Raw genomic sequence first — 25,487 nt, forward strand, 5'->3', positions numbered from 1 at the left:
GTGACTCGCGGGGGCCGCCCTGTTTTGTGCTGTCGCTCCCACTTCGCCTCGGTCTAAACTCCCCGCCACCGACTGACGAGGGGGCGCCATGCCGAGGACCATGTGGTGCGACACCTGCAAGTCCGACGAGACTCACCGCCCGTTGAACGACGCCGAGAAAAAGTGGGCCAGGGACCGCACCGCCAGGAAGTACGTCGGCGACTTCTGGCTGTGCACCAAGCCGGCCTGCCGTAATCTCCGCACCGGCGGGAACAAACGTCCGTTTCCCGACCCCGTACGGCTGCCCGTGCCGGAGTGAATTCAGTCGAAGATCGGGCCCTGCGTACGCGTGCGCTTGATCTCGTAGAAGCCCGGGATGGACGCGACCATCAGCGTGCCGTCCCACAGCTTCGCCGCCTCCTCGCCCTTCGGGGCGGGAGTGACGACCGGGCCGAAGAAGGCGATCTGCTCGCCGTTGCTGCCGGGAACCGCGATGACCGGCGTGCCGACCTCCTGGCCCACCTTGTCGATGCCTTCCTTGTGCGAGGCGCGCAACTCGGTGTCGTACGCGTCGGAGTCGGCGTACTCGATCAGCTCCGCCGGCAGGCCGACCTCCTCCAGCGAGGCCACTATCGCCTCACGGGTGGCGCCCTCGCCGCGGTTGTGGAAGCGGGTGCCGAGCGCGGTGTAGAGCTTGCCGAGGACCTCGTCGCCGTACTTCTGCTGCGCGGCGATGACGACGCGGACCGGGCCCCACGCCTGCTTCATGCCCTCGCGGTACTTCTCCGGGAGCTCGTCGAGCTTGGGCTCATTCAGGACGGCGAGGCTCATCACATGCCAGCGGACCTCGACGTCGCGGACCTTCTCCACCTCGAGCATCCAGCGGGACGTCATCCAGGCCCAGGGGCACAGGGGGTCGAACCAGAAGTCGGCCGTGATCTTGCCGGGCTTGCCGTTCTCGGACATGTCTCTCCTCGTTAGCACGTCGCGTGTGCCTAGAACGGGCAACGCCACCGCTCGCCCGAGGATTCCCTGATACCGCGTGCCAGGTGCACATGGGAGGATCGGTGCTGTTCGAACGAGACACGAAGGAGTGCCCGTGCCCGGTGAGAATCTGTCCCGCGACGAGGCCCGTCAGCGGGCCGAGCTGCTGTCCGTCGACGGGTACGAGGTCGCCCTCGACCTGCGTTCGGCGGTCGGGGAGGCCGCGGAGGACTCCGGGCCGCGCACATTCCGTTCGGTGACGACGATCCGCTTCCGTTCCGCACAGCCGGGCGCCTCGACCTTCGCCGATCTGCTGGCGCCCGCCGTGACGGCCGTGACGCTGAACGGCGAAAAGCTGGACCCGGCCGCCGTCTTCGACGGCTCGCGGATCGCGCTGGACGGCCTCGCCGCGGAAAACGTGCTGGTCGTGGACGCGCAGTGTGCCTACAGCCGTACGGGCGAGGGGCTGCACCGCTTCATCGACCCGGAGGACGGCGAGGTCTACCTGTACACCCAGTACGAGCCGGCCGACGCGCGCCGTGTCTTCGCCACATTCGAACAGCCGGACCTGAAGGCGCCGTTCCGACTGGAGGTGACCGCGCCCGACGGCTGGACGGTCTGGAGCAACGGCACGGGCGCGCCCGACGGGGACGGGGTGTGGCGGTTCGCCGAGACCAAGCCGATCTCGACATACATCACCGCGGTCGTCGCCGGTCCGTACCACTACGAGACCGACCTCTACACCCGGACGTTCGACGACGGTACAACGCTGGAGATCCCGCTCGGTGCGATGTGCCGCAAGGGGCTCGCCAGGTACTTCGACGCGGACGACATCTTCCTGGTGACGAAGCAGGGCCTGGACTTCTTCCACGACCACTTCGACTACCCGTACCCCTTCGGGAAGTACGACCAGGCGTTCGTGCCCGAGTACAACATCGGCGCGATGGAGAACCCCGGGTGTGTCACCTTCCGCGAGGAGTTCATCTTCCGCGGGAAGGTGACACAGGCGTCGTACGAGCGCAGGGCCAACGTCATCCTGCACGAGATGGCGCATATGTGGTTCGGCGATCTGGTCACCATGCAGTGGTGGGACGACCTGTGGCTGAAGGAGTCGTTCGCGGACTTCATGGGCTCGTTCTCGCTGGTGGAGGCGACCCGGTTCAGCAACGGCTGGGTGACCTTCGCCAACAACCGCAAGTCGTGGGCGTACCGCGCCGATCAACTGCCGTCCACGCATCCGATCACGGCCGACATCCATGACCTGGAGGCCGCGAAGCTCAACTTCGACGGGATCACGTACGCGAAGGGCGCGTCCGTGCTGAAGCAGCTGGTCGCGTACGTGGGGCGCGAGGCGTTCCTGGAGGGCGCGAGGCGCTACTTCAAGCGGCACGAATACGGGAACACGCGCCTCGGCGACCTGCTGTCGGTGCTTGCGGAGACGTCCGGGCGGGACATGGTGGCGTGGTCGCAGTCCTGGCTGCAGACGGCCGGCGTCAACTCCCTCACCCCGGTGGTCACGTACGACGCCGGCGACAGGATCACTCAGCTCGCGGTGGTCCAGGAGGCGGCCGAGTCGCATCCCGAGCTCCGGCCGCACCGGGTGGCGGTGGGGCTGTACCGGCGGTCGGGCGGGGAACTGGTGCGGTACGCGCGCGCCGAGGCGGACGTCGCCGGGCCGCGGACCGTCGTGGACGGGCTGACCGGGGCGGAGCGGCCGGACCTCGTGCTGGTCAACGACGAGGACCTGACGTACTGCAAGATCCGCTTCGACGAGGGCTCGCTGGCGACGCTGCGGGCACATCTGGGCGACATCACGGACCCGCTGGCGCGGGCGCTGTGCTGGTCGGCGCTGTGGAATCTGACCCGGGACGCGCTGATGCCGGCGCGGGACTTCATCGATCTGGTGCTGCGGTTCGCGGGGCGCGAGTCGGACATCGGTGTGCTGCAGATGCTGCACGCGTGGGCGCGGTCGGCGCTCCAGCACTACGCGGCGCCCGAGTGGCGCGAACAGGGCGGGCGGCTGCTGGCGGAAGGCGCGCTGCGCGAACTGCGGCTGGCCGAGCCGGGCAGCCAGCACCAGCTGACGTGGGCGCGGTTCTTCGCGACGGCGGCGACGTCGGCGGCCGATCTGCAGCTGCTGCGGGGCCTGCTGGAAGGTACGGCGAAGATCGACGGCCTGGAGGTGGACCAGGAGCTGCGCTGGGCGTTCCTGGAGCCGCTGGCCTCGCACGGGGTGGCGGACGAGTCGGTCATCGCGGACGAGCTGGCCCGCGACGACACGGCCTCGGGCAAGCGCCACCAGATGCGGTGCCTGGCGGCACGGCCGTCGGCGGCGGTGAAGGACCAGGCGTGGGCGCAGGTCGTCGAGTCGGACACGCTCTCCAACGCGCTGGTGGAGGCGACGATTTCGGGCTTTGTGCAGGCGGGGCAGCGGGAGCTGCTGGCGCCGTACGCGTCGAAGTACTTCGAGGCGATCGAGCGGGTGTGGGCGGACCGGTCCATCCAGATCGGCATGGACGTGGTGAAGGGCCTGTTCCCCGGCCTGCAGGACGACGAGGGGACGCTGGCGGCGACGGACGCGTGGCTGAACGGCCACGCGGGCGCGCCGCCGGCGCTGCGGCGTCTGGTGCTGGAGGCACGGGACGACCTGGCGAGGGCGCTGCGGGGACAGGCGTGCGACGGGGGCGCGGGGGCGGGTGCCTGAGGGGTCTTCACCCCACCCCCCTTCCCGTAACCGGGGGCAAGCCCCCGGACCCCCGGGTGGGACGTGAGGGACGAGGCCCCCCACGTCCCCTGGCGGGATGCGGCAGCTTCGCGCCGCCACGTGGCTGGCGGCCGGTCCTCCCCGGCTCGGCATGCCCCGGCATCGCAGGGCGGTCCTCCCCGGCCCGGCGTGCCCCCGGCATCCCGGGCACTCAGCGTGAGGCAAGCCCTCATCCACGGGTGGGACATGGGTGACGAGACCCCCCACTCCCCCGGCGGGATGCGACAGCTTCGCGCCGCCACGTGGCTGGCGGCCGGTCCTCCCCGGCTCGGCATGCCCCGGCATCGCAGGGCGGTCCCCCCCGGCTCGGTGTGCTCTCGGCATCCCAGGGTGCGGGGGCAGGCGGGCGGCGGGGGTGTGCTCGGTATGAAGTGGCTCTTTTCGGCAGTCGAACGCCCGTACTTTAGGACGGGCTTGTCCAGATTTGTCAACGAGCTTGTAACAGCGGTTAGCGGGCCGTCCCAGCGCGGGAGTCTCCCGGACATGAAACACAACACCCCGCTTTCCCCCCTCCCCCTGAGCCACCTCGCCGACGTGCAGCGGCGCGTGCTGTCCGTCGCGCAGCTGCGCGCCCACGGCGTCTCGGCCGCCCGGACCACCGCCCAGTGCCGGCCCGGCGGGCCCTGGCAGCTGCTGCTGCCCGGTGTGTACCTCCTGCACCCCGGTCCGCCGACCAGCGAGGAGCGGCTGCACGGCGCACTGCTGTACGCCGGGCGGCCGGTCTTGCCCGCACAGGCCGGGCCGGACAAGGCCGACGACGCGACCCGGTACGGCGAGGCCATGATCACCGGACTCGCCGCGCTCGCCCTGCGCGGATTCGCGGCCGCTCCGCCGCTGCTCTCGCTCGAGCGGATCGACGTCCTCGTGCCCCGCACCCGGCGGCTGCGGTCGACCGGATGCGCCCGGCTGGTCCGGGCGCACGCCCTGCCGCGACCGGAAGTGATCACCGGTCTGCCCGTCGCACCTGTGCCGCGCGCCCTCGCGGACGCCGTCGCGGAGCTTCCCGACGCCAAGGCCGTACGCCGGCTGCTCACCGAGGCGGTACGCGGCGGGCACTGCGAACCCGCCGCCGTCGTCAAGGAGTTGAACCGCGCGCGGCTGCTGAACCGGCCCCATGTGGTGGACGCCGTCGACTCACTGCTCGCCGAGGGGCGGGCGCTCGCCGAGGACCGGCTGTACGAGCTGGTGCGCACCGGCGGACTCCCCGACCCCGTCTGGAACGTCGACCTGCGCCTCCCCGGCGGCCCCCACCTTGGCGGAATCGACGCCTACTGGCCCGAGCAGGCCGTCGCCGTCGAGCTGGACACCCGCGCGCCCCGCCACGACGAGGACGCGCTGTGGACGGAGTACGCCCGCAAGCGCGAGCATCTGGAGCGGCTCGGCATCACCGTCGTACACATCACGCCGAAGAAGCTGCGGGAGTCACTGGAGCAGCAGGCGACCGTGGTCCGTACGGCGCTGATGGCGGCAACCGACCGCGACCCGGCGGCGTATGTGGTCGTGCTGCCGCGGTGAGCCGCCAACCTGGTCAGCCGCAGAACTCCGCCTCGACGACCGCCTCGCTGTCCCCCGCCCAGTCGCCGTTGAAGTTCAGCGCCAGCGAGTGGCTCCCGTCCCGGGTGATGAGCGCCTCGGACGCGGAACCGTGAATTCCGCCTCCGTGGCCCCAGACCTCGGTGCCACAGCTCGTCGTGTGCCGCATCAGGCCGAGACCGTAGCGGTTGTACGGCTCCTTCGGGTCCGTCGGGACGGTCGTGGTCATCTCCCGCAGTTGCCGCTGCGGCAGCAACTCGCCCTTCAGCAACGCCCGGTAGAAACGTTGCAGATCGGCGGAGTCGGAGACCATCTCGCCCGCCGACCCGGCGGCCGACGGGTTCAGTTCGGTCACGTCATGGATCTTCGCCTTCGGGTCCTCGGACAGCTTCGAATAGGCCCGGCCGCTGGGGCGCGGCATCCGGGCCTCGGTCCCGGGCACGGAGGTGGCGCGCAGCTGGAGCGGGCGCAGGATCCGGCGCTCGATCTCGGACCCGTACGGACGCCCCGTCGCCCGTTCGACGACCATTCCGGCGAGGATGAAGTTGGTGTTGGAGTACTTCCAGGCCGTGCCGGGGGTGAACTCGGGTCGGTGGCCCATCGCGAGCTCCACCAGCTGCCGCGGCGTCCAGGTGTCGTAGCGGTGCTGGAAGAAGCCGTCGCCGAAGACCTTCTCCAGGAAGCCCGGGTCGCCGGTGTAGTTGTAGATCCCGCTGGTGTGGTTGAGAAGTTGCCTCAGAGTGATCCTGCGCCCGTCGTGGCCGTTGCCGCGCACCACACCGGGGAGCCACTGCTCCACGGTGTCGTCCAGGCTCAGTCTGCCTTCGGCCTCCAGCTGGAGCACGACCGTGGCGACGAAGGTCTTGGTGATGGACCCGACGCGGAAGCGGTCCTGCGGCAGACGCTCGCGCCCGGTCCGCAGGTTCGCCACGCCGGCCGTGCCGCTCCAGGTGCCGTCGTGGTCGCGCGCCTGGGCAACGACTCCGGGCACTCCGTCGCGGACGGCGGCCTCGATCGCCCGCTGGGTGCTGCGGTGGGTCCCGCCCGTCCCGCCCGTCCCGCTGTCCGCGGCGGCGGGGTTCACCAGGGCGGCAGCGGCCAGGGCTGCCACCGCCACCGCTCCCGTCAACGCCGCCCGGACCGTACGCACCGTACGTAATGACATGCCAGTCCCCTGTCTTCCGCTGCTCTCTCAGTGCTCTTCGACCGCTTTACGGCTGCGGTCGGCTGAGGGGACTCGGGCGGAGGGTGCGGCGTTGCCCGGGGTGGAAGAGTTGAGCGGCTATCAGCCTTTTCCGGCGATCCGGCCCACCGGGGGCCGCGAGCGCCACAACGCAAGACCGACGTCGACAAGTTCGACCCGCTCCAGACCTGTCACCGCGTCCAGCGGATGCCACGCGGCGAGGTCCGTGGACCCGTCCGTCTCATGGCGCAGCTCCCCGCCGGCGATCCGGCCCTCGTAGACGATGCGCAGCCCCTGGAAGTCGGCGAACGCACCGAGCTTGCGCGGGTACTGGCGGCGGATGGTGTCGATGCCGAGCAGCGCGGTCATTTCGGACGCGTACCCCGTCTCCTCCTCGACCTCGCGGACGACCGTCTCGAGCGGGTCCTCCCCGTGGTCCATGCCGCCGCCGGGCAGCGTCCACTTCTTGACGCCGTCGCGGGCCACCCAGCGGGCGAGCAGGATCTGTTCCGCCCGTACGCACACGGCGTAGGCCGCAACTCGCAACTCCCTGTTCCGCAACTGCCTGTTCATGCGGTGAGGGTAGAGGTACGGACACCGACGGACTTCGGACGGGCACGTTTCGGCCGGGCGGGTCGCAGGCGGGCGGGTTTCAGAGGGGCGGGTCAGACGGGCGGGTTGGCGGGCGAGTACTCGGGGACGGACCAGCGCAGCGGGCTGGCCGCCTCGGTCTCGACGACCTGCTCGACGGTGAACCGGGTGGTGCGGCCCGCATCGGAGTAGTCGGTGCGCGCGGTACCGGCGAGCTGGAGCGTGGTTCCGGTGCTCCAGTCGAGGAAGAGCATTCCGGCGCGGGGGTCCCTCTCGAGGTTGCCCAGCGTCAGGAACATTGCATTGCCCGGATAGTCCTGCCAGCTCAGCGTCGCGGGCGAGGTGACCTGCACAAAGCCGGGGTTGCCACCGCGATGACTGGCGTCGACGCCTTCCGGCGTGCCGGTGGCGATGAAGAAGGTGTCGGCTGCGCGAACGAACTCCTCCTGGTCAGAGGTGAGGTGTCCGCCACGCCGGGCGTCGCCGGCCAGGTGCCCGCCGTCCGGGCCGACTGCGTACAGCTCCCGCTTCTGCAGATACTTCGGGCAGTTGGCGAAGACCCGCTCGGCCTCGATCGCAAGGCCGCGCGCCGACGGGCGGGCCGTACCGTCCAGCCGCATCCGGCGGCGGGTGCGCGGGTCGAGCGCGATCGTGCCGACGGGCAGTGGGCCCGCGGCGAGGGCGCCGGCGAGCGGGTCGCCCTGGTGGACGCTGCCGGCGACCGAGATGGAGTGCGCCCCCGTGGCCCGTACGAAACCGGGCGGGCCGGTGAGCAGCGAGGCCCACATCCGGCCCGCCGCGTCCGCAGCGCCGAGCACCAGCATGGGCTGGAGGCCCAGGAAGGCGGCGGCGACCGGCTTGATGCCGTCGCCGATGGAGCGACCTACGTGCGCGGCCTGGTCGGATACGCCGACGCGCCGCTGCACGGCGAGCGAGCCATGATGGTACGGCTCCTGGTACGGGTCCACGGTGGCCAACTCCCTTAGAAGAAACCGCAGGTGGGCGCCGCCACGGTCGGTACGGGAGCGCCCTCGGCGCCCGAGGGGGCGTAGATCTCGAGACGGGTGCCGTCCGGGTCGTGGAAGAAGATCCCGCCGGAGGCCGCGCCCTCACCGTGGGCGACCACGCCCTCGTGGGCGAAGTCGACGCCGAGCGTCTTCAGCCGCGCCTCCGCCGCGCGGACCTGCTCGATGGATTCGGCCTCGAAGGCGAGGTGGTGCAGCCCGGCGAGCGCGGGCGCGTACGCCCCGTCCGCCTGCTGCCAGAGCGTGAGGACGAGCTGCCCGTCCCGGCCGAGGAAGGCGAAGCGGCGGCCTTCGTCCTTGCCCTGCCCGAGTACGTCGAAGCCGAGGACGTCCCCGTAGAAGGGGAGCGAACGGTCGAGATCGGTGACATTGAGGCCGATATGGCCGGTACGCAGAGCGCTGGTCGCCGTCATGGCACACCTTCCGGAAGTCGATACGAGCTAACCACTTAATTCGACTTTAGAGGTTAGAATCGAGCGGGTCAACCGGTCACGTACTCTTGAGGGGTTAGCTACGGGAGGAGCCCAGGGATGCCCGCCATGTCCGATCCGCGGCCGCTCACCGGCGAGCCGGTCTCCCTCGACCTGCTCAACACCCGGTGGATGCGGGACGACGTACGCCAGGACCTGCTGACCGGGGTCGACGGGCTGCACATCTGGCTGACGGCCAACGGCCTCGCGGAACGGTTCACCGCGGACGCGGCCACCCTGGAGCGGACGGTGACTGCCCGCGACGCGCTCGCCGCCCTCGTCGACAGCCCCGGCGACCCGGCCGCGGCCGCCCGCGTCGACGAGGTGCTCGGCCATGGGCGCATCCGCGCCAAACTCACCGCGGACGGTCCCGGCGAGGAGGCGGAATTCGCGGACCCGGCCTGGGGTCCCGGCTGGACCGCCGCCCGCGGCCATCTCGATCTGCTGCGCACCGCGCCCGACCGGATCCGCGAATGCGCACATGAGGCGTGCATCCTGCACTTCTTCGACACGTCACGGAACGGCACGCGCCGCTGGTGCTCCATGGCGGTGTGCGGCAACCGCGCGAAGGCGTCGCGGCACTACGCCCGCATCCACGAGGACTGAGGCCGGCGCCGGCGGGTCCCGGCGGCAGGTCCCGGCGGCAGTGTCCTGACCGCGGGTCCCGGCGGCAGGTCCCGGCCCAGTGTCCTGACCGCGGGTCCCACCCGCAGGTCCAACCACGGGTCCCACCCGCAGGTCCCAACCACGGGTCCCGGCCGGAGAAGCACCCAATTGTCCCGCATGGCGTATCCGTCGCAGTGGCGGATCTGCGCCATGACCGAGTCCCGTCGCTGCCAACCCTCCACAAACCCCTGTCACTTACGAAAGGCTGAGCGGTCATCCGGCACCGAATTCCGGACCCTACCTTTCACATACAGGGATGCTGATGACCCCCGAATCCCAGAGCTCCATTCCAGGGCGCTCCGTACCAGGTCACAGACGCGTGGCCCGTATAGCGGCCGCCGCGTCGCTCGTGACCGCACTGATCGCCGCAGGCGCCGCACCTGCCTTCTCGGCCGCGCCCGCCGACGATCCGGCCGGCACCTCCGGCGTCAAGGCCAAGTCCTCCTCCGACAAGCTCGGTTCGGCCGACGCCCAACTTCTCGCCCAGGCCGAGGCCAAGGGCGAGAAGAGCGTCACCGTGATGGTCGCCACCGCACCCGGCGCGACCGAGCAGGTCGTCGGGCAGCTGGACGCCGTCCAGGGCGCCGTCGTGGGCAGGACGTTCGACCAGCTCGGTTACGTACGGGCCACCCTTCCCACCGCCAAGGCGGAGGCCGCGCTGAAGGCGGCCGCCAAGCTCTCCAGCGTCCACGGCATCGATCTCAAGCACGAGGTCAAGCTGGACGACCCGACCCCGGCGGCAGACACCACCAAGGCCGCGGGCACCGCGGGTACGCAGGCCGCGAACTACCCGGCGCCCGGAAAGAACACCCCGGCGAAGAACCCGTACAACCCGTCCTTCGAGACCGGCGCGGTGGACTTCGTCAAGCAGCACCCCAAGGCGGACGGCCGGGGCGTGACGATCGGCATCCTGGACTCCGGTGTCGACCTCGGCCACCCCGCGCTGCAGAAGACCACCACCGGCGAACGCAAGATCGTCGACTGGGTCACCGCGACCGACCCGGTGGCGGACGGCGACGGGACCTGGCGCCGGATGTCGCTCGACGTCAGCGGGCCGACGTTCGCCGTCAACGGCCGTACGTACTCCGCCCCGGCGGGCGCGTACAAGTTCAACCTCTTCGCCGAGGCCGCCACCAAGGGCGGCGACATGGCCGGTGACCTCAACCGGGACGGCGACACCACCGACGTCTGGGGCGTGCTGTACGACCCGGGCACCCGGACCGCCACCGTCGACCTGGACAATGACGGGAACTTCTCGAACGACACCGTGATGAAGCCGTACAAGAACGGCTTCCAGATCGGCCACTTCGGCAAGGACAACCCGGCGACCGACGTCGTCGAGCAGATCCCGTTCGTCATCGAGGTCCGCAAGGACGTCGTCTACAACGACGCGGGCGCCAAGGCCGACTACGTCAACATCGGCGTCATCGAGAGCGAGCACGGCACCCACGTCGCCGGCATCACCGCCGCCAACAGCCTCTTCGGCGGCAAGATGAACGGTGAGGCGCCCGGCGCCAAACTGGTCTCCTCGCGCGCCTGCACCTGGAGCGGCGGCTGCACCAACATCGCGCTCACCGAGGGCATGGCCGACCTGGTCATCAACCGCGGCGTGGACATCATCAACATGTCCATCGGTGGTCTGCCCGCGCTGAACGACGGCAACAACGCCCGCTCCGAGCTCTACACCCGCCTCATCGACACCTACGGCGTCCAGCTGGTCATCTCGGCCGGCAACGAGGGTCCGGGCACCAACACCATCGGCGACCCGGGCCTCGCCGACAAGGTCATCTCCGTCGGCGCCGCCATCTCCAAGGAGACCTGGGCCGCCAACTACGGCTCCGCGGTGACCAAGAAGTACGCCATGCTCCCCTTCTCCTCCCGCGGGCCGCGCGAGGACGGCGGCTTCGCGCCGATCATCACCGCGCCCGGCGCCTCCATCAACACCACCCAGACCTGGCTGCCCGGCAGCCCGGTCGCGGAGGCGGGCTACCAGCTCCCGGCCGGCTACTCCATGCTGCAGGGCACCTCGATGTCCTCGCCGCAGGCCGCGGGCGCGAGCGCACTGCTGCTCTCGGCCGCCAAGCAGCGGCACATCGAGCTGACCCCGGCGAAGCTGCGCACGGCGCTGACCAGCACCGCGCACCGTATCCCCGGAGTGCAGGCGCATGAGCAGGGCTCCGGCCTGATCAACATCGTGGACGCATGGGACGCCATCGAGGACGGCGCCACCGCCCATGAGTACAGCGTCAAGGCCCCGGTCGACACCGCGATCGACTTCGCGCTGAAGACCCCCGGCTTCGGCACCGGCCTCTACGACCGCGAGGGCGGTCTGAAGGCCGGCCAGAAGAAGTCCTACGACGTCGTCATCACGCGGACGACCGGCCCGGACCGCCCCGTGCGGCACGAACTGGACTGGAAGTACAACGACGGCACCTTCGACCTTCCCGGCAGCGGCGCGGTCACGCTGCCGCTGAACACCCCGGTCACCGTCAAGGTCGAGGCCAGGCCCCGGACAGCCGGTCTGCACAGCGCGATCCTGGAGGCGGACGACCCGCGCACCGAGGGCGTGGACAAGCAGATCATGACGACCGTGGTCGTCTCCAAGGAGCTCGCGAAGCCTGCGTACACCTTCTCGGCGTCCGGCTCGGTGCAGCGCAACAGCTACAAGTCGTACTTCATCACGGTGCCCGAGGGCGCGAAGAACCTCGAGGTCGCGCTCGGCGGTCTGGCCGCGAAGAGCCAGACCCGGTTCATCGGCATCCACCCGTACGGCGTGGGAGTCGAGGACAGCTCGACGATCTTCTGCTACCCCAATTACAACAATCCGGCGAACACCTGCCGTCCGGACTTGCGCTCGTACCCCGAGCCGACCCCGGGCGTCTGGGAGATCGAGGTCGAGTCGCGGCGTACGTCTCCGCTGCTCGACAACCCGTACAAGCTGGACGTCAGCCTGCTGGGCGCGTCCTTCGACCCGGCCGTCAAGACGCTCCCCGAGGCGAAGGTCGGTACGCCGGCCCCTGTCGAGTGGAAGGTCACCAACGGCTTCGCCGCGATCGACGGCAAGCTCGCGGGCGGTTCGCTGGGCTCGGCCAAGGTCGCCCGTCCGTCCATCAAGAACGGTGAGTCGCAGGAGTCGACCGTCACCGTCGGTGAGGGCGTCGAGCGTCTCGACGTCGCCATCGGCGGGGTCTCCGACACCGGCGCCGACCTGGACCTGACCGTCCTGCTGAACGGTGTCCAGGTCGGACAGTCGGCGGACGGCGACTCGGAGGAGGCGGTGAGCCTGCTCAAGCCGGCCGCCGGCACCTACACCATCGTGGTCGACGGCTACTCCGTCCCGGCCGGGACCACCGAGTACAACTACCGCGATGTGTTCTTCTCGCCCTCGCTCGGCTCGGTCAAGGTCGACTCGACGAAGCCGGTCAAGCTCGCCAATGGGGCGTCGGCGCAGGTCAGCGCTGAGGTTCTGGTGGGCGGCCCGGCTCCCGAGGGACGTCAGTTCTTCGGCGAAGTACAGCTGCTGAACGCCCACGGCACGGCCGCGGGCGCCGGCAGCGTGGTGATCGAGAAGGTCACTCCGTAACGGTGTGATGTGACGGCGCGAGCCGTACGACGGCGGGGCGGGCGCTCTTCGGAGCACCCGCCCCGTCGGCATGTCCTGTCTCACACGTCCCGAAGCCCGGACAATGGATTGGACAAGCGGACCCAGGTCATACGCATCATGGGCAGGCTGCCCGCGTCGTATGCACAGACAGAAGGAGTCACCGTGAGGGTCGGAATCGTCGGAGCCACCGGTCAGGTCGGCGGAGTCATGCGCAAGATCCTCGCCGAGCGAAAGTTCCCGATCGACGAGCTTCGTCTGTTCGCCTCCGCCCGGTCGGCCGGATCCACCCTCGAATGGGAGGGCCAGGAGATCACCGTCGAGGACGCGACCGCCGCCGACTACTCCGGTCTGGACATCGTGCTCTTCTCGGCCGGTGGCGCGACCTCCAAGGCGCTCGCCGAGAAGGTCGCCTCGCAGGGCGCCGTCGTGATCGACAACTCCTCGGCCTGGCGCCGTGACCCCCAGGTGCCGCTGGTCGTCTCCGAGGTCAACGCGCACGCGATCAAGAACCGGCCCAAGGGCATCATCGCCAACCCGAACTGCACGACGATGGCAGCGATGCCGGTGCTGCGCCCGCTGCACGAGGAGGCCGGTCTCAGCGCGATGGTCGCCACCACCTACCAGGCCGTGTCCGGCTCGGGTCTGGCCGGTGTCGCCGAGCTGCACGCGCAGGCCTGCCAGGTCTCCGAGGCCGCCGACCAGCTGACCTTCGACGGCGGCGCGGTCGACTTCCCCGAGCCCCGCGTCTACAAGCGCCCCATCGCCTTCAACGTCCTGCCGCTGGCGGGCAACCTCGTCGACGACGGCTCCTTCGAGACAGACGAGGAGCAGAAGCTCCGCAACGAGTCCCGCAAGATCCTGGAGATCCCCGAGCTCAAGGTCTCCGGCACCTGCGTGCGCGTCCCGGTCTTCTCCGGCCACTCGCTGCAGGTCAACGCCCGCTTCGAGCGCCCGATCAGCGTGGAGCGCGCGTACGAGCTGCTGAAGGACGCCCCCGGCGTCGAGCTCTCCGAGATCCCGACCCCGCTCCAGGCGGCCGGCAAGGACGCCTCGTACGTGGGCCGCATCCGCAACGACGAGACCGTGGAGAACGGCCTCGCGCTGTTCCTCTCCAACGACAACCTCCGCAAGGGCGCGGCGCTGAACGCGGTGCAGATCGCGGAGCTGGTCGCGGCGGAGCTGCGCGCGTAGCGGTCGTGTCCTCAATCGCCGGCGGGGCTGAGTCTTTCAGCCCCGCCGGCGATTGAGGCGCGGAGTCCGGGGCGGAGCCCCGGCTCCGCCGCACTGCGCCGAACCGCGCCCCGCGGCACCCGCATTAAGGCGGGCAGCCGCACCTCGCCCCGTGGAAGGATGGCCACAAACGTCACGAACCGAGGAGATGACAGCGTGCCTGGCACGAATCTGACCCGCGAAGAGGCACAACAGCGGGCGCGCCTGCTGACCGTCGACTCGTACGAGATCGACCTCGACCTGAGCTCGGCGCAGGAGGACGGCACCTTCCGGTCCGTGACCACCGTGCGCTTCGAGTCCGCCGAGGACGGTGCGGAGACCTTTATCGACCTGGTCGCCCCGGCCGTCCACCAGGTCGTGCTGAACGGCAAGGCGCTGGATGTCGCCGCCGTTTTCCGGGACTCGCGGATCGCGCTGCCGCATCTGTACGCGGGCCCGAACGAGCTGACGGTGGTCGCGGACTGCGGGTACACCAACACCGGTGAGGGACTGCACCGCTTCGTCGACCCGGTGGACCAGCAGACTTACCTCTACACGCAGTTCGAGGTGCCGGACGCGCGCCGCGTCTTCGCCTCGTTCGAGCAGCCGGACCTGAAGGCGACGTTCCAGTTCACCGTGAAGGCTCCCGAGGGCTGGACGGTCGTCTCGAACTCCCCGCTGCAGCAGGCGGAGGGGGCGGAGCCCAAGGACAGTGTCTGGCGCTTCGAGCCGACGCCGCGGATCTCCACGTACATCACGGCGCTGATCGTCGGTCCGTACCACTCGGTCCACAGCAGCTACGAGAAGGACGGCCAGTCCGTTCCGCTCGGTGTGTACTGCCGCCCCTCGCTCGCCGAGTTCCTGGACTCCGACGCGATCTTCGAGGTCACGCGGCAGGGCTTCGACTGGTTCCAGGAGAAGTTCGACTACGCCTACCCCTTCGCAAAGTACGACCAGCTCTTCGTGCCGGAGTTCAACGCGGGCGCGATGGAGAACGCGGGCGCGGTGACCATCCGCGACCAGTACATCTTCCGCTCGAAGGTGACGGACGCGGCGTACGAGGTGCGTGCGGAGACGATCCTGCACGAGCTGGCCCACATGTGGTTCGGCGACCTGGTCACCATGGAGTGGTGGAACGACCTGTGGCTGAACGAGTCGTTCGCCACGTACACCTCGATCGCCTGCCAGGCGTACGCGCCGGGCTCGAAGTGGCCGCACGCCTGGACGACGTTCGCGAACTCCATGAAGACCTGGGCGTACCGGCAGGACCAGCTGCCGTCGACCCACCCGATCATGGCCGAAATCCGCGACCTCGACGACGTTCTCGTGAACTTCGACGGCATCACGTACGCCAAGGGCGCGTCGGTGCTGAAGCAGCTCGTCGCGTACGTCGGCATGGACGAGTTCTTCCAGGGCGTGCAGGCGTACTTCAAGGCGCACGCGTACGGCAACACCCAGCTGTCCGATCTGCTGGGCGCGCTGGAGGAGACCTCCGGCCGTGATCTGAAGACCTGGTCGCAGAAGTGGCTGCAGACGGCGGGCATCAACATCCTGCGCCCGGAGATCGAGATCTCCGAGGAGGGGTACGTCACGTCCTTCTCCGTACGCCAGGAGGCACCGGCCCTGCCCGCGGGCGCGAAGGGCGAGCCGACCCTGCGCCCGCACCGGATCGCGATCGGCTGCTACGACCTCGACGAGAACGGCAAGCTGGTCCGTACGAACCGGATCGAGCTGGACGTGGACGGCGAGCGCACGGATGTGCCGTTCCCGCAGAACACCCGCCGTCCCGCGGTGATCCTGCTCAACGACGACGACCTTACGTATGCAAAGGTCCGGCTCGACGAGGAGTCGCTGCGGATCGTGACCGAGCACCTCGGTGACTTCACCGAGTCGCTGCCGCGGGCGCTGTGCTGGGCCTCCGCCTGGGACATGACGCGCGACGGCGAGCTGGCCGCGCGGGACTATCTGTCCCTGGTCCTCTCCGGCATCGGCAAGGAGTCGGACATCGGCGTCGTGCAGTCGCTGCACCGCCAGGTGAAGCTGGCGATCGACCTGTACGCGGCACCACAGTGGCGCGAGACGGGGCTGACGCAGTGGACCGAGGCGACGCTGGCGCATCTGCGCGCGGCCGAACCGGGCAGCGACCACCAGCTGGCGTGGGCCCGCGCCTTCGCCGCGACCGCGCGGACGCCGCAGCAGCTCGACCTGCTGCAGGCGCTGCTCGACGGTACGGAGTCCATCGAGGGCCTGGCCGTGGACACCGAGCTGCGGTGGACGTTCGTGGAGCGGCTTGCGGCGGTCGGAGTGCTCGACGAGGAGGAGATCGCGGCGGAGTACGAGCGGGACAAGACGGCGGCGGGCGAGCGCCACGCGACCACGGCGCGCGCAGCCCGGCCGACGGCGAAGGCGAAGGCGGAGGCCTGGGCCTCGGTCGTCGAGTCCGACAAGCTGCCGAACGCCGTTCAGGAGGCGGTCATCGCGGGCTTCGTCCAGACCGATCAGCGCGAGCTGCTCGCCCCGTACACGGAGAGGTTCTTCGCGGCGGTGAAGGGCGTGTGGGAGTCCCGCAGCCATGAGATCGCCCAGCAGATCGCGGTCGGGCTCTACCCCTCGCTCCAGGTCTCGCAGGACACGCTGGACGCGACGGACGCCTGGCTGGACTCGGCGGAGCCGAATGCGGCGCTGCGGCGGCTGATTTCGGAATCGCGCGCGGGCGTCGAACGGGCGCTGAAGGCGCAGGCGGTGGACGCCGCGGCTGCGTAGCCGTTGCCGTTGCCGTAACAGCACAGAAGGGGCGCCCCGGGCCGTACGGTCCGGGGCGCTCTCGTGTTTCCAGGGCGCGAACTTCCCGCCAATTTTGTGACCCCCCGTCAACCTCCGTTCTCCGACGCCGATATGCTCCGTGCCCGTCGTCATATGATCTTTCTCGTTCGATTCTGAGGATGCTGATGGTTCGACAGGGAACGTCGACCGGAAATCCGCGGCCCCTGGCCAGCTTCGGCTGGCTGCTACCCGTCGCCGTGACCGTTGCGGCCACGGCCGCAGCCGTCTCCCTGGTCTCCGCGTCGGCCCGCACCGCCGTGCTCTGGATCGGTGTCGCGGCGGTCGTCGCGGTCGCCGTCGCCTGCGCCTGCGCCGAGGCCGCACGCCGCGGCAGGGTCATCGAGGAGCTCCACGGCAGACTCGCGGAGCGGGAGGCTGCGCTCTCGCGGCAGCAGGCCGAGACCGCACGCCTCGCCGGCGAGCTGCTGCCCCAGGTGGTGGGGCAGCTGCGCAAGGGCGAGTTCCCCGAGGACGTACTGGACGCGCTCGACGCACCGGCAGAGCACCGGGCGGTGCTGCGCTCGGTGCTCGACGCCGTCGTCGCCGAGGAGGACCTGCGTGAGTCCGCGCAGCGCGCCTTCGTGAACATCGCACGTCGAGTTCAGGCCATCGTGCACCAACAGGCCCAGGAACTCCGTGAGATGGAGGACCGGCACGGCAAGGCTCCGGAGGTCTTCGGCGATCTGCTCCGCATCGACCACGGCACCGCGCTGATCGGCCGGCTCGCCGACTCCATCGCCGTACTCGGCGGCGCGCGGCCCGGCCGCCAGTGGAGCAAGGCCGTACCGCTCTACAGCGTGATGCGCGGCGCGATGTCGCGGATCATCGACTACCAGCGGGTGGAGCTGCACTCGGTCTCCGAGGTCGCCGTCGTCGGCACCGCCGTCGAGCCGCTGATCCACGCGCTCGCCGAGCTGCTCGACAACGCCACCCGCTACTCGCCGCCGCAGACCAGGGTCCATCTCACCGCCGTCGATGTGCAGTCGGGCATCGCCATCGAGATCGAGGACGGCGGCGTGAGCATGAGCGAGGAGGCCCGCAAGCGGGCCGAGCGCATGCTCCGCCAGGCCCAGCAGGGCATCGACGTCAACGACCTGGGCGAGACGCCCCGCCTCGGCCTCGCCGTGGTCGGCCGACTGGCGCAGGTGTACGGCTTCCAGGTCTCGCTGCGCTCCTCGGCGTACGGCGGTGTGCGCGCCGTCCTCGTCGTCCCGCAGGAACTGATCACCACGGCCGCTTCGGCGACCGGCCTCGCGCACGGCATCGGCACCGCTTCCGGCCCCCGCCCGGCCGACCGGCCCCTCGAGGAGCGGCTGCCCAGGGCGGTCACCGGGCCCATGACAGCAGACGACGAGGTCCCGATCGTGACCGAACGGACCATGACAGGTCTGCCGCAGCGGCGCCGCAAGGCCCGCGTCACCGCACCGGCCGCCGCCGACACCGCCGCCGCGCCCGAGCCGGAGCACTCACCCCCGGTACAGCCGGGCATGTGGCTGTCCGCCTTCCAGAGCGGGCTGTCCGGTGAGCCCACCCAGACGAGCAAGGGGAACACGCAGCCATGATTCAGCAGCAGTCCAACCAGACCAACATGGACTGGATGCTCAAGGACCTGGCCGAGGGTGTACCACAGACCAGGAACGTGGTCGTGCTGTCCGCGGACGGACTGCGCATGGCCCAGTACGGGGCGGACACCGACACCGCCGACCGGCTGGCGGCCGCGTGCGCGGGACTGCAGAGCCTGGCGGGTGCCGTCGCGAGCGAACTCCCGCACAGCAACGGGCAGATGCATCTCGTCGTCATCGAGATGAACGGCGGTTTCTTCTACCTGATGGCGGCCGGCTCGGGTGCCTATCTCGCCGTACTGGCCGACGAGGGCGTCGACGCCGGGCTGATGGGCCACCGGATGCGCGATCTGGTGCTGCGGATCGGAGAGCATCTCAGCACGCCGCCGCGGCGCGAGGGACAGACCGCGTGAGCAACCCGGGCGGGGACTGGGAAGAGAGCAGTCCCGAGCGGCTCTACGTCATCACCGGCGGCCGCAGCGGCTCCTCCGCGCCCACCACTCTCGACCTGGTCACGCTGATCGTCGCCAGGTCGGGCCCCCGGCCCGGAGTCCAGCCCGAGCACGCAGCGATCATCCGGCTCTGCCAGGCGCCGCTTTCGGTGGCCGAGCTCTCCGCGTATCTGAGCCTTCCGGTGAGTGTTGTCACCGTGCTGCTCAGCGATCTGCTGGCCGACAACCAGGTGATTGCCCGCGCACCGGTCCAGGCCGCCCAACTCCCCGACCGCGCTTTGATTGAGGCAGTGATCGATGGACTTCAGAAGCTCTGAGCAGGCCGTGGGGCCGCGGAGCGAGGACGTGCTGCCCGAGACGGCCACCGCCGCCGTCAAGGTGGTCATCGTGGGCGGCTTCGGCGTCGGCAAGACGACCCTGGTCGGCTCGGTGAGCGAGATCAGACCGCTGACGACCGAGGAGACCATGACCCAGGCCGGGGTCGGGGTCGACGACATCCAGGGCGTGGAGCGCAAGACCTCGACGACCGTCGCCATGGACTTCGGCCGCATCAGCATCAACGAGGAGCTGGTGCTGTATCTCTTCGGCACCCCGGGTCAGGAGCGCTTCTGGTTCCTGTGGCGCGGCCTGTTCGAGGGCGCGCTGGGCGCGGTGGTGCTGGTCGACACCCGACGGCTCGAGGTCAGCTTCGACGTCATCGGGCGGCTGGAGGAGCGCGGTGTGCCCTTCGTGGTCGCCGTCAACTCCTTCCCCGATGCGCCGGGTTGCTCCCTCGACGATGTGCGCGGTGCCCTCGATCTGCCGGCGGAGGTACCGGTCATCGGCTGTGACGCGCGCGAGCGCGCCTCCAGCCGGGACGTGCTGGTGACGCTGATGCGCTATCTGCAGTCCCTCGCCACGCAGCCGGAGGCGTCCTGACCACGCCGGAGGCCGGACTCACGCCGGCTCCGGGCTGAGCTGCCACGGCAGGGCCCTGGGGCGCCCTGTCCGCAGCTCCTGGTGGAGGTTGCTCTTCCGTTCCAGCCGACAATGTCGACGCGCTGCCCGATAGCTGGGGGATTGTCCTGTTGGAATCAGCCATCACTGCTCAGTACGATGCGTGATAGTTGATCACTAAGGGGTGCCCGTGGCGCATGTTACGACAGTGACAACGCGTCGCACCCGGCATGGAGAGGTAGGCAGACGTGGAGCCTGAGTTGGCAGTTCCGCCGATCTTCTCTCCCATCCCACCGGCGATCCATCCGCGCCATGCGGATATAGACGTACAGACAGCGGCCTGGGCGGAAACGTTTCGCATAGGGTCCGACGAGCTGCGCGGCAAACTCGTCGTGCAGGACATCGGCACCTTCTCCGCCCGGATCCTGCCGGAGGGCCGCGAGGAAGTCGTCTCCCTCCTCGCGGACTTCGTTCTCTGGCTCTTCGGCGTGGACGACGGGCACTGCGAGGAGGGCGAACTCGGCCGACGGCCGGGCGATCTGGCAGGACTGCTGCACCGGCTGCTGCGTATCGCGCAGAACCCGGAAGCCCCCATGCTGCTGGACGACCCGCTGGCCGCCGGGCTGCGGGATCTGCGGCTCAGGGTCAGCCGGTACGGCACAGCGGGACAGACGGCCCGCTGGGTGGACGCACTGCGGGAGTACTTCTTCTCGGTGGTGTGGGAGGCGTCCCACCGCCGCGCCGGCACAGTGCCCGATCTGAACGACTACACCCTGATGCGGCTGCACGACGGCGCGACGTCGGTGGTGCTGCCCCTGCTGGAGATGGGGCACGGCTACGAGCTCCAGCCGCACGAGCGGGACCGCACGGCGGTGCGCGCCGCGGCCGAAATGGCGTCGTTCGTCATCACCTGGGACAACGACATCTTCTCGTACCACAAGGAGCGGAGCGGGCCGGGCTACTTCCTCAACGTCCTGCGGGTGCTGGAGCAGGAGAACGGGCTCAGCACCCGCCAGGCCCTGACCACGGCGATCGCCCAGCGGGACCGGGTGATGTGCCTCTTCATGCGCCTGAGCGACTATCTGTCGGAGCAGGGCAGCCCGCAGCTGCGCCAGTATCTGCAGAGCCTCGCGTCCTTCATACGCGGCGCGCAGGACTGGGGCATCAGCTCCGTGCGGTACACCACGCCGGACGACCCGGCCGGCAGCCCCACGGTGTTCCGCGACACCCCCACCGACGACAGCCCCGAGCCGCTGGACATCCCGGCGATCGCATGGTGGTGGGACCTCCTGCCGTGCGGCACCACTTCCCCCGGCCGGTACCGGCCGGTCCAGCGAACTTCCTAGCTCCCGGGAGGGCGGGGCCACCGCGAAGCCGTCCGCTCACCCCACCCGCGCCGCCGCGACCTCCCGCAGCGCACCCAGCACGCGCCCCACGCCCGGCGCCTCCTCCGCCCCCCGACGTACCGCCGCCACCACATGCCTGCGCGGCTGGTCCGCGCTCAGGACCCGCATCGCCACACCCGTGCGCCCGCCCCGTTCCACCGCCGCCATCCGCGGAACCAGCGCGACGCCCATCTCCGCCTCCACCATCGCGAGGATCGCGGTCCAGCCCGCCGCCGAGTGCGCCTGTTCCGGTACGAAACCCGCCGCCTCGCACGCCGCAAGGGTGATCTCCGACCACGGCCCGCTGCCCCCGAAGATCCACCGCTCGCCCGACAGATCGGCCAGCCGCAGCCCCGCCTCCGCCGCCAGCGGATGCCCGGCCGGCAGGGCGACGTCCAGCGGGTCGGCCAGCAGCGGTACTCGGCTGAACCTCGGGTCGCGGGCCGTCGGCGCGTGCGCCGCCAGCGACAGCGCCAGATCCACGTCTCCGTTGGCCAGCAGCTCGTACGCCTCCGCCGCCTCCGCCTCCCTGACCCGTACCTCCAGCGCCGGATGCGCCGCTCGCAGCTGCCGCACCGCCGGAACCACCAGCGCGGGCACGGCCGTCGAGAACGCCCCCACCCGCACCTCCCCCGCCTCGCCCCGCAGATATCCGGTCAACTCCGCGTCTGCTCGCTCCAGTTGAGCGAAGACAGCCGCCGCGTGACGCAGCACCAGATGCGCCGCGTCGGTGAGCCTGACCCGCCGTCCATGCGCCTCGAGCAGCGGTACGCCGAGCTGCTTGGCCAGGTTGGAGAGCTGCTGGGACACGGCCGACGGGGTCATCAGCAGCGCTTCGGCCGTGGCTGTCACCGTCCCCCGCTCGCTCAGCGTGCGGAGGATCTGCAGCTTCTTGATGTCCCACTCGGTCATGCCCGCAACTTATCCGGCAGCATCCGAAGCCATCCGGTGCTGTCCTTATCCGGCGCAGCCGGCACCATCCGGCGCTATCGGGCGCCGGCCGGCACCATCCGGTGCTATCCGGCCGCCAGCGCCGCCTCCGCCGCGGCCAGCTCCTTCTCCGGGTCCGCCATCCGGGCGAGGACATCCAGATCGTCCTGGCTGTAGCGGCTGCGCACACCCTCCTGCCAGCTCTCCGCCGCGCAGCGCAGCGGCTCGATCGCGTCCGCGTGGCGGCCCATCCGGTGCAGGACGAGCCCGTAGTAGCCGGCCGCCTCGGTGCCGTACGCGTACTCCTGCCCTTCCTCCCAGGCCTTTCGCAGATACGGTTCGGCCTCCGCGTACGCGCCACGCTGCGCCTTGAGTCTGCCCGCGAGCATCGCGTTCAGCGGCGCGCCGCCCTCGGCCGCACGGACGTACCAGCGCTCGGACTCCTGGTAGTCCTTGTGGTGCTCGGAGAGCCAGCCCATCTGGTTGCAGGCGTCGTGGTGACCGGTCTCGGCGGCGTGCCGGTACCAGTGGTCGCGGAGCACGGGCCTGCGCAGCTCGCTGTAGAGCTCCGCCAGGTCGTACGCCGCCTCCGGGTCACCGGCCCGCGCCGCGGGTTCGATCCACCGGACCATATGACGCGCGGCCGCGCCGCCCCACTCGCCGAGGATCTTCCCGTACGCGTACGAGGCCTGGACGTCACCCGCCTCAGCGCGCCCGCGCAGCCCCGGCAGCCTGCGCAGGTCCTTGCCGGGCGCCACGCCGTCCGCGCGCAGCCGGGCGATCCGCGCCAACTGGTCGGCGACGTCCTCGTCGTCGTCACCGATCTCGCGGAACCAGCGCTCCGCCTCCTCGAAGCGCCGCTGCCGCTTGCAGAGGATGCCCAGGTTCCACTGCCCGGACTGGTGCCCGTCGGCGGCCGATGCGGCGTACCAGCGTTCGGCCTCGGCGAGTTCACCGCGCTGTTCCTGCAGTACGCCGAGGACGTACGCGGCACCCTCGTACCCCGACTCATGTGCCTGGACGAGGAGTTGACGGGCCGCGGTCCAGCGGTCGTCCGCGCCGGCCGTCTCCGTCTCCGTCTCCGTCTCCGTCTCCGTCTCCAGGAAGATGGCGTGGTCGACGCGGGCGGAGGCGCTGAGGGCCGCGGCCCTGCGGTAGTACGTCTCGGCCTCGACGGCCAGCCCGGGATAGTCCCGGAAGTGGTCGCCCATCTCGAAGAGCGGGCGGAGCGCCTCACGCGCGGCCTCACCGTCGCCTTCCGCTCCGCCCGCCGCCTCCGCTGCTTCCGCTTCCGCGGCCGCGAGACCCGCGGCGACCTGGTCGAAGTCCCCCCGTATGGACTCGAAGAGCTGCACCCAGCGGAAGACGGCGATATCGCCGATGTCCACGTTGTCCATCAGGAACTTGGGAGCCTCGTCCAGCCTGCCCTCGGCCGCGAGGTGCTTGCCGAGTTCGATCTTGCAGTCGAGGTGGCCCAGTTCCCAGCCACGCCGGAACCACTCGGCGGCCTCCGGGTTCCCGTCCTCCTGGAGCAGGACGCCGAGCCCGTACGCGCATCCGGCGTGCCGCTCGGCGGCGGAGCGGTAGAGCCGGTCGGCCTCCGCGCGGTTGCCGCGGATCTTCCGGTACCGGGCGAGGGTGTAGGCGGAGAACGCGTCCCCCGCGGCCACCGCCCGCTCCCAGTACGGAATGCCTTCGTCGACGTGTCTGCGGAGGACGAAGAAGTCGGTGTGCCTGCGGGCTGTCTGCGCGTCTCCCGCGAGCGCGGCGGCGACGAGCCCCTCACCGTGGTGCCGGATGTCCTGGGTCGGATCCTGTTGTGCCATGCGCATGATCGTTCCAGGCACCGCCAACGCTCTGCCAACAGGCCCCTGTTCGGCCTACGCTGTGCGGCTACCGCTTCCTGGCCCTGCCTGCCGCACCGCCCGAAGCCCCCAGCATCACTCCACCGAGGATCAACACCATGCACAGGATCTGCGTCGGACCGGTCGGCTCACCCAGGAGGACGAAGGAGAGCACCGCCACACAGACGGGCTGCAGGTAGTAGACGACTCCGGCCCGTGCCGCGCCGAGCAGCGCGATCGCCTTGTTCCAGGAGAAGAAGGCGACCGCGGAGGAGAAGACGCCGACGTACACCAGCGGTCCGACCGTCCCGACCGTTGGCTCGAAGCCGCCCCGGAGGGCCAGGCCGGCACCGAACGCGGGAGCCAGCATCAGCGTGCCGAGCACGAACGTGGTGAAGAGGAAGGCGAGTCCGCCGATCTCGGCGGGACGGCGGCGCAGCAGTGCGCTGTACGAGGCGAAGCTGAGCGCCGCGGCGAACATCCACAGGTCACCGGCAGCGAAGTCCAACGACAGGGATCCCTTGCCGACCAGCAGCAGAACTCCCGTGCAGGCGACCGCCATTCCGACCGTACGGCGCACTCCCAGCCGCTTGCCGCCGAGGCGTTCGTACAACGCCATCAGGACGGGCGAGGCGGCCATGATCATGCCCATGTTGCCGGCCGGAGTGGAGAGACCGGCCTGGTTGACGAGGGTGTTGTAGACGGTGACGCCGAGCAGCGAGGCGAGGGTGAGGTAACCCAAGTGGCGTCGTATCAGCGCTCGTTGCCGCCAGGTCTCGGGTGCGGCGAACGGCGCGACGGCGACGATCGCGACGATCCAGCGCCAGAAGGCGGCCTGCACGGGCGGTACGGAGTCATGAAGGGCACGAGAGGCGACGAAGCTCCCCGACCAGACGACCGTCGCGACGGCGGCGAGCAGGAGCCCGAGGCCGGAGGCCTGGCGCACCTTCTCCGCCGGGGTTGTCGCCTCACTGCTGCGGACGCGGTCCAGGACTGCCATCGGTATACCCCTCGCCTCTCTCCCCGCCGGGGGATCTCTCGGTTGCGCGAGCTACCGTCGCACCGGCGGAACGCTTAGGTCCATCGAATACTTTTAACGATTACTTGAAGGAAAACTGAAAGGTTTGGGCGGGCGTGCCCGTGGACCGGTACCGGCCGGGTTCGTTCGCCATGAGGGATCGCGCGCGCCGTGGGGGCCCGCGCGCGCCGTGGGGGCCCGCGCGCGCCGTGGAGGCCCGCGACATGCCAAGGGCGCCCTCGGGTGCGTACACACCCCAGGGCGCCCTGGAAGAACCGTTCGGGCTACAGGGAGCCGGTCAGCTCGGCTTCCTGGACTTGTCGAGGACCATCACCAGGCCCGCGATCACCGCGAAGAGAGCGAGCGGCGCCACGACATAGAGGCCGACCGTTTCGATCACGCTCAGGCCCGGGCCCGGGTCGTCGCCGTCGTCCGGGGTCAGCGCGAGCGCCGGCGACGACAGGAGCAGCATCATCAGCGTCGTACCGGCCGCGACGGCGCCGGCGCGCAAAGCGTTCTTCTTGTCCAC

Annotated in this window: 21 protein-coding genes; 12 read left to right on the top strand and 9 right to left on the bottom strand. The window is 70.2% G+C overall.

All coding sequences use genetic code 11. The annotated features are described in order from the left end of the window. Positions 1-88 precede the first annotated feature (88 nt). A complete protein-coding gene (locus tag AB0D12_RS14200; RefSeq protein ID WP_362681116.1) occupies positions 89-298 on the top strand; it encodes a hypothetical protein in 210 nt (69 codons plus the stop codon). A 2-nt stretch (positions 299-300) separates the two neighbouring features. Here the strand turns inward: AB0D12_RS14200 and AB0D12_RS14205 are convergent, their stop codons facing one another. After that, on the bottom strand, positions 301-945 hold the full coding sequence (locus AB0D12_RS14205) for a DsbA family protein (RefSeq protein ID WP_327323628.1): 645 nt from the start codon (positions 943-945) through the stop codon (positions 301-303). Positions 946-1,078: 133 nt separating this feature from the next. Here AB0D12_RS14205 and pepN (AB0D12_RS14210) point away from each other — a divergent pair, with 133 nt between their 5' ends. Continuing rightward, complete coding sequence (pepN, locus tag AB0D12_RS14210; RefSeq protein ID WP_362681123.1) at positions 1,079-3,667, top strand: aminopeptidase N; 2,589 nt, start codon at positions 1,079-1,081, stop codon at positions 3,665-3,667. A gap of 543 nt (positions 3,668-4,210) precedes the next feature. Next, the gene (locus AB0D12_RS14215) at positions 4,211-5,242 is read left to right on the top strand and encodes a hypothetical protein (RefSeq protein ID WP_362681126.1); all 1,032 of its coding nucleotides are present in this window, start codon (positions 4,211-4,213) and stop codon (positions 5,240-5,242) included. Positions 5,243-5,255: 13 nt separating this feature from the next. Here the strand turns inward: AB0D12_RS14215 and AB0D12_RS14220 are convergent, their stop codons facing one another. From AB0D12_RS14220 to AB0D12_RS14235, 4 genes are all read right to left on the bottom strand, one after another. Continuing rightward, positions 5,256-6,425, bottom strand: a complete 1,170-nt coding sequence (locus AB0D12_RS14220) for a serine hydrolase domain-containing protein (RefSeq protein ID WP_362681129.1) — start codon at positions 6,423-6,425, stop codon at positions 5,256-5,258. Positions 6,426-6,545: 120 nt separating this feature from the next. After that, positions 6,546-7,016: an NUDIX domain-containing protein gene (locus AB0D12_RS14225; protein WP_362681132.1), complete on the bottom strand. Its 471-nt coding sequence runs from the start codon at positions 7,014-7,016 to the stop codon at positions 6,546-6,548. Positions 7,017-7,108: 92 nt separating this feature from the next. Then, on the bottom strand, positions 7,109-8,002 hold the full coding sequence (locus AB0D12_RS14230; protein ID WP_362681135.1) for a pyridoxamine 5'-phosphate oxidase family protein: 894 nt from the start codon (positions 8,000-8,002) through the stop codon (positions 7,109-7,111). 14 nt (positions 8,003-8,016) lie between these two features. Continuing rightward, entirely contained in the window at positions 8,017-8,472 is a 456-nt protein-coding gene (locus tag AB0D12_RS14235; RefSeq protein ID WP_362681138.1) for a VOC family protein, read from the bottom strand. A 117-nt stretch (positions 8,473-8,589) separates the two neighbouring features. Here AB0D12_RS14235 and AB0D12_RS14240 point away from each other — a divergent pair, with 117 nt between their 5' ends. From AB0D12_RS14240 to AB0D12_RS14280, 9 genes are all read left to right on the top strand, one after another. Further along, the gene (locus AB0D12_RS14240) at positions 8,590-9,135 is read left to right on the top strand and encodes a CGNR zinc finger domain-containing protein (RefSeq protein ID WP_362681141.1); all 546 of its coding nucleotides are present in this window, start codon (positions 8,590-8,592) and stop codon (positions 9,133-9,135) included. A 316-nt stretch (positions 9,136-9,451) separates the two neighbouring features. Further along, positions 9,452-12,778: a S8 family serine peptidase gene (locus AB0D12_RS14245; protein WP_362681144.1), complete on the top strand. Its 3,327-nt coding sequence runs from the start codon at positions 9,452-9,454 to the stop codon at positions 12,776-12,778. Positions 12,779-12,961: 183 nt separating this feature from the next. Beyond that, on the top strand, positions 12,962-13,990 hold the full coding sequence (locus AB0D12_RS14250; RefSeq protein ID WP_362681147.1) for an aspartate-semialdehyde dehydrogenase: 1,029 nt from the start codon (positions 12,962-12,964) through the stop codon (positions 13,988-13,990). Positions 13,991-14,185: 195 nt separating this feature from the next. Beyond that, positions 14,186-16,771 carry an aminopeptidase N gene (gene pepN / locus AB0D12_RS14255; RefSeq protein WP_362681150.1) on the top strand — a complete coding sequence of 862 codons (2,586 nt, stop codon included), beginning with the start codon at positions 14,186-14,188 and terminating at the stop codon, positions 16,769-16,771. 185 nt (positions 16,772-16,956) lie between these two features. Continuing rightward, a complete protein-coding gene (locus AB0D12_RS14260) occupies positions 16,957-18,393 on the top strand; it encodes an ATP-binding protein (RefSeq protein ID WP_362681153.1) in 1,437 nt (478 codons plus the stop codon). Continuing rightward, the gene (locus tag AB0D12_RS14265) at positions 18,390-18,806 is read left to right on the top strand and encodes a roadblock/LC7 domain-containing protein (protein ID WP_362681156.1); all 417 of its coding nucleotides are present in this window, start codon (positions 18,390-18,392) and stop codon (positions 18,804-18,806) included. The genes AB0D12_RS14260 and AB0D12_RS14265 overlap by 4 nt, the downstream gene beginning before the upstream one ends. Further along, entirely contained in the window at positions 18,803-19,162 is a 360-nt protein-coding gene (locus AB0D12_RS14270; protein ID WP_362681158.1) for a DUF742 domain-containing protein, read from the top strand. The genes AB0D12_RS14265 and AB0D12_RS14270 overlap by 4 nt, the downstream gene beginning before the upstream one ends. Further along, entirely contained in the window at positions 19,143-19,763 is a 621-nt protein-coding gene (locus AB0D12_RS14275) for an ATP/GTP-binding protein (RefSeq protein WP_362681161.1), read from the top strand. The genes AB0D12_RS14270 and AB0D12_RS14275 overlap by 20 nt, the downstream gene beginning before the upstream one ends. A gap of 266 nt (positions 19,764-20,029) precedes the next feature. Further along, on the top strand, positions 20,030-21,127 hold the full coding sequence (locus AB0D12_RS14280) for a selina-4(15),7(11)-diene synthase (RefSeq protein ID WP_362681164.1): 1,098 nt from the start codon (positions 20,030-20,032) through the stop codon (positions 21,125-21,127). Positions 21,128-21,163: 36 nt separating this feature from the next. Here the strand turns inward: AB0D12_RS14280 and AB0D12_RS14285 are convergent, their stop codons facing one another. From AB0D12_RS14285 to AB0D12_RS14300, 4 genes are all read right to left on the bottom strand, one after another. Next, the gene (locus AB0D12_RS14285) at positions 21,164-22,078 is read right to left on the bottom strand and encodes a LysR family transcriptional regulator (protein WP_362681167.1); all 915 of its coding nucleotides are present in this window, start codon (positions 22,076-22,078) and stop codon (positions 21,164-21,166) included. Between the two features lie 104 nt (positions 22,079-22,182). Continuing rightward, positions 22,183-23,922 (bottom strand): sel1 repeat family protein, encoded by a 1,740-nt coding sequence (locus AB0D12_RS14290; RefSeq protein ID WP_362681170.1) that lies wholly within the window; start codon positions 23,920-23,922, stop codon positions 22,183-22,185. A gap of 67 nt (positions 23,923-23,989) precedes the next feature. Further along, positions 23,990-24,940: a DMT family transporter gene (locus AB0D12_RS14295; RefSeq protein ID WP_362681173.1), complete on the bottom strand. Its 951-nt coding sequence runs from the start codon at positions 24,938-24,940 to the stop codon at positions 23,990-23,992. Positions 24,941-25,256: 316 nt separating this feature from the next. Then, a complete protein-coding gene (locus AB0D12_RS14300) occupies positions 25,257-25,487 on the bottom strand; it encodes a hypothetical protein (RefSeq protein ID WP_362681176.1) in 231 nt (76 codons plus the stop codon).

It is taken from the genome of Streptomyces sp. NPDC048479, from assembly GCF_040651435.1.
Lineage (GTDB): Bacteria > Actinomycetota > Actinomycetes > Streptomycetales > Streptomycetaceae > Streptomyces.

Excerpts from the sequence above, each read along its gene's own strand:
- AB0D12_RS14245 (WP_362681144.1), top strand. The coding sequence starts at position 9,452 with ATGCTGATGACCCCCGAATCCCAGAGCTCCATTCCAGGGCGCTCCGTA.
- AB0D12_RS14235 (WP_362681138.1), bottom strand. The coding sequence starts at position 8,472 with ATGACGGCGACCAGCGCTCTGCGTACCGGCCATATCGGCCTCAATGTC.
- AB0D12_RS14295 (WP_362681173.1), bottom strand. The coding sequence starts at position 24,940 with ATGGCAGTCCTGGACCGCGTCCGCAGCAGTGAGGCGACAACCCCGGCG.
- AB0D12_RS14285 (WP_362681167.1), bottom strand. The coding sequence starts at position 22,078 with ATGACCGAGTGGGACATCAAGAAGCTGCAGATCCTCCGCACGCTGAGC.
- AB0D12_RS14220 (WP_362681129.1), bottom strand. The coding sequence starts at position 6,425 with ATGTCATTACGTACGGTGCGTACGGTCCGGGCGGCGTTGACGGGAGCG.
- AB0D12_RS14275 (WP_362681161.1), top strand. The coding sequence starts at position 19,143 with ATGGACTTCAGAAGCTCTGAGCAGGCCGTGGGGCCGCGGAGCGAGGAC.
- AB0D12_RS14200 (WP_362681116.1), top strand. The coding sequence starts at position 89 with ATGCCGAGGACCATGTGGTGCGACACCTGCAAGTCCGACGAGACTCAC.
- AB0D12_RS14215 (WP_362681126.1), top strand. The coding sequence starts at position 4,211 with ATGAAACACAACACCCCGCTTTCCCCCCTCCCCCTGAGCCACCTCGCC.
- AB0D12_RS14225 (WP_362681132.1), bottom strand. The coding sequence starts at position 7,016 with ATGAACAGGCAGTTGCGGAACAGGGAGTTGCGAGTTGCGGCCTACGCC.
- AB0D12_RS14205 (WP_327323628.1), bottom strand. The coding sequence starts at position 945 with ATGTCCGAGAACGGCAAGCCCGGCAAGATCACGGCCGACTTCTGGTTC.
- AB0D12_RS14240 (WP_362681141.1), top strand. The coding sequence starts at position 8,590 with ATGCCCGCCATGTCCGATCCGCGGCCGCTCACCGGCGAGCCGGTCTCC.
- AB0D12_RS14260 (WP_362681153.1), top strand. The coding sequence starts at position 16,957 with ATGGTTCGACAGGGAACGTCGACCGGAAATCCGCGGCCCCTGGCCAGC.
- AB0D12_RS14290 (WP_362681170.1), bottom strand. The coding sequence starts at position 23,922 with ATGGCACAACAGGATCCGACCCAGGACATCCGGCACCACGGTGAGGGG.
- AB0D12_RS14265 (WP_362681156.1), top strand. The coding sequence starts at position 18,390 with ATGATTCAGCAGCAGTCCAACCAGACCAACATGGACTGGATGCTCAAG.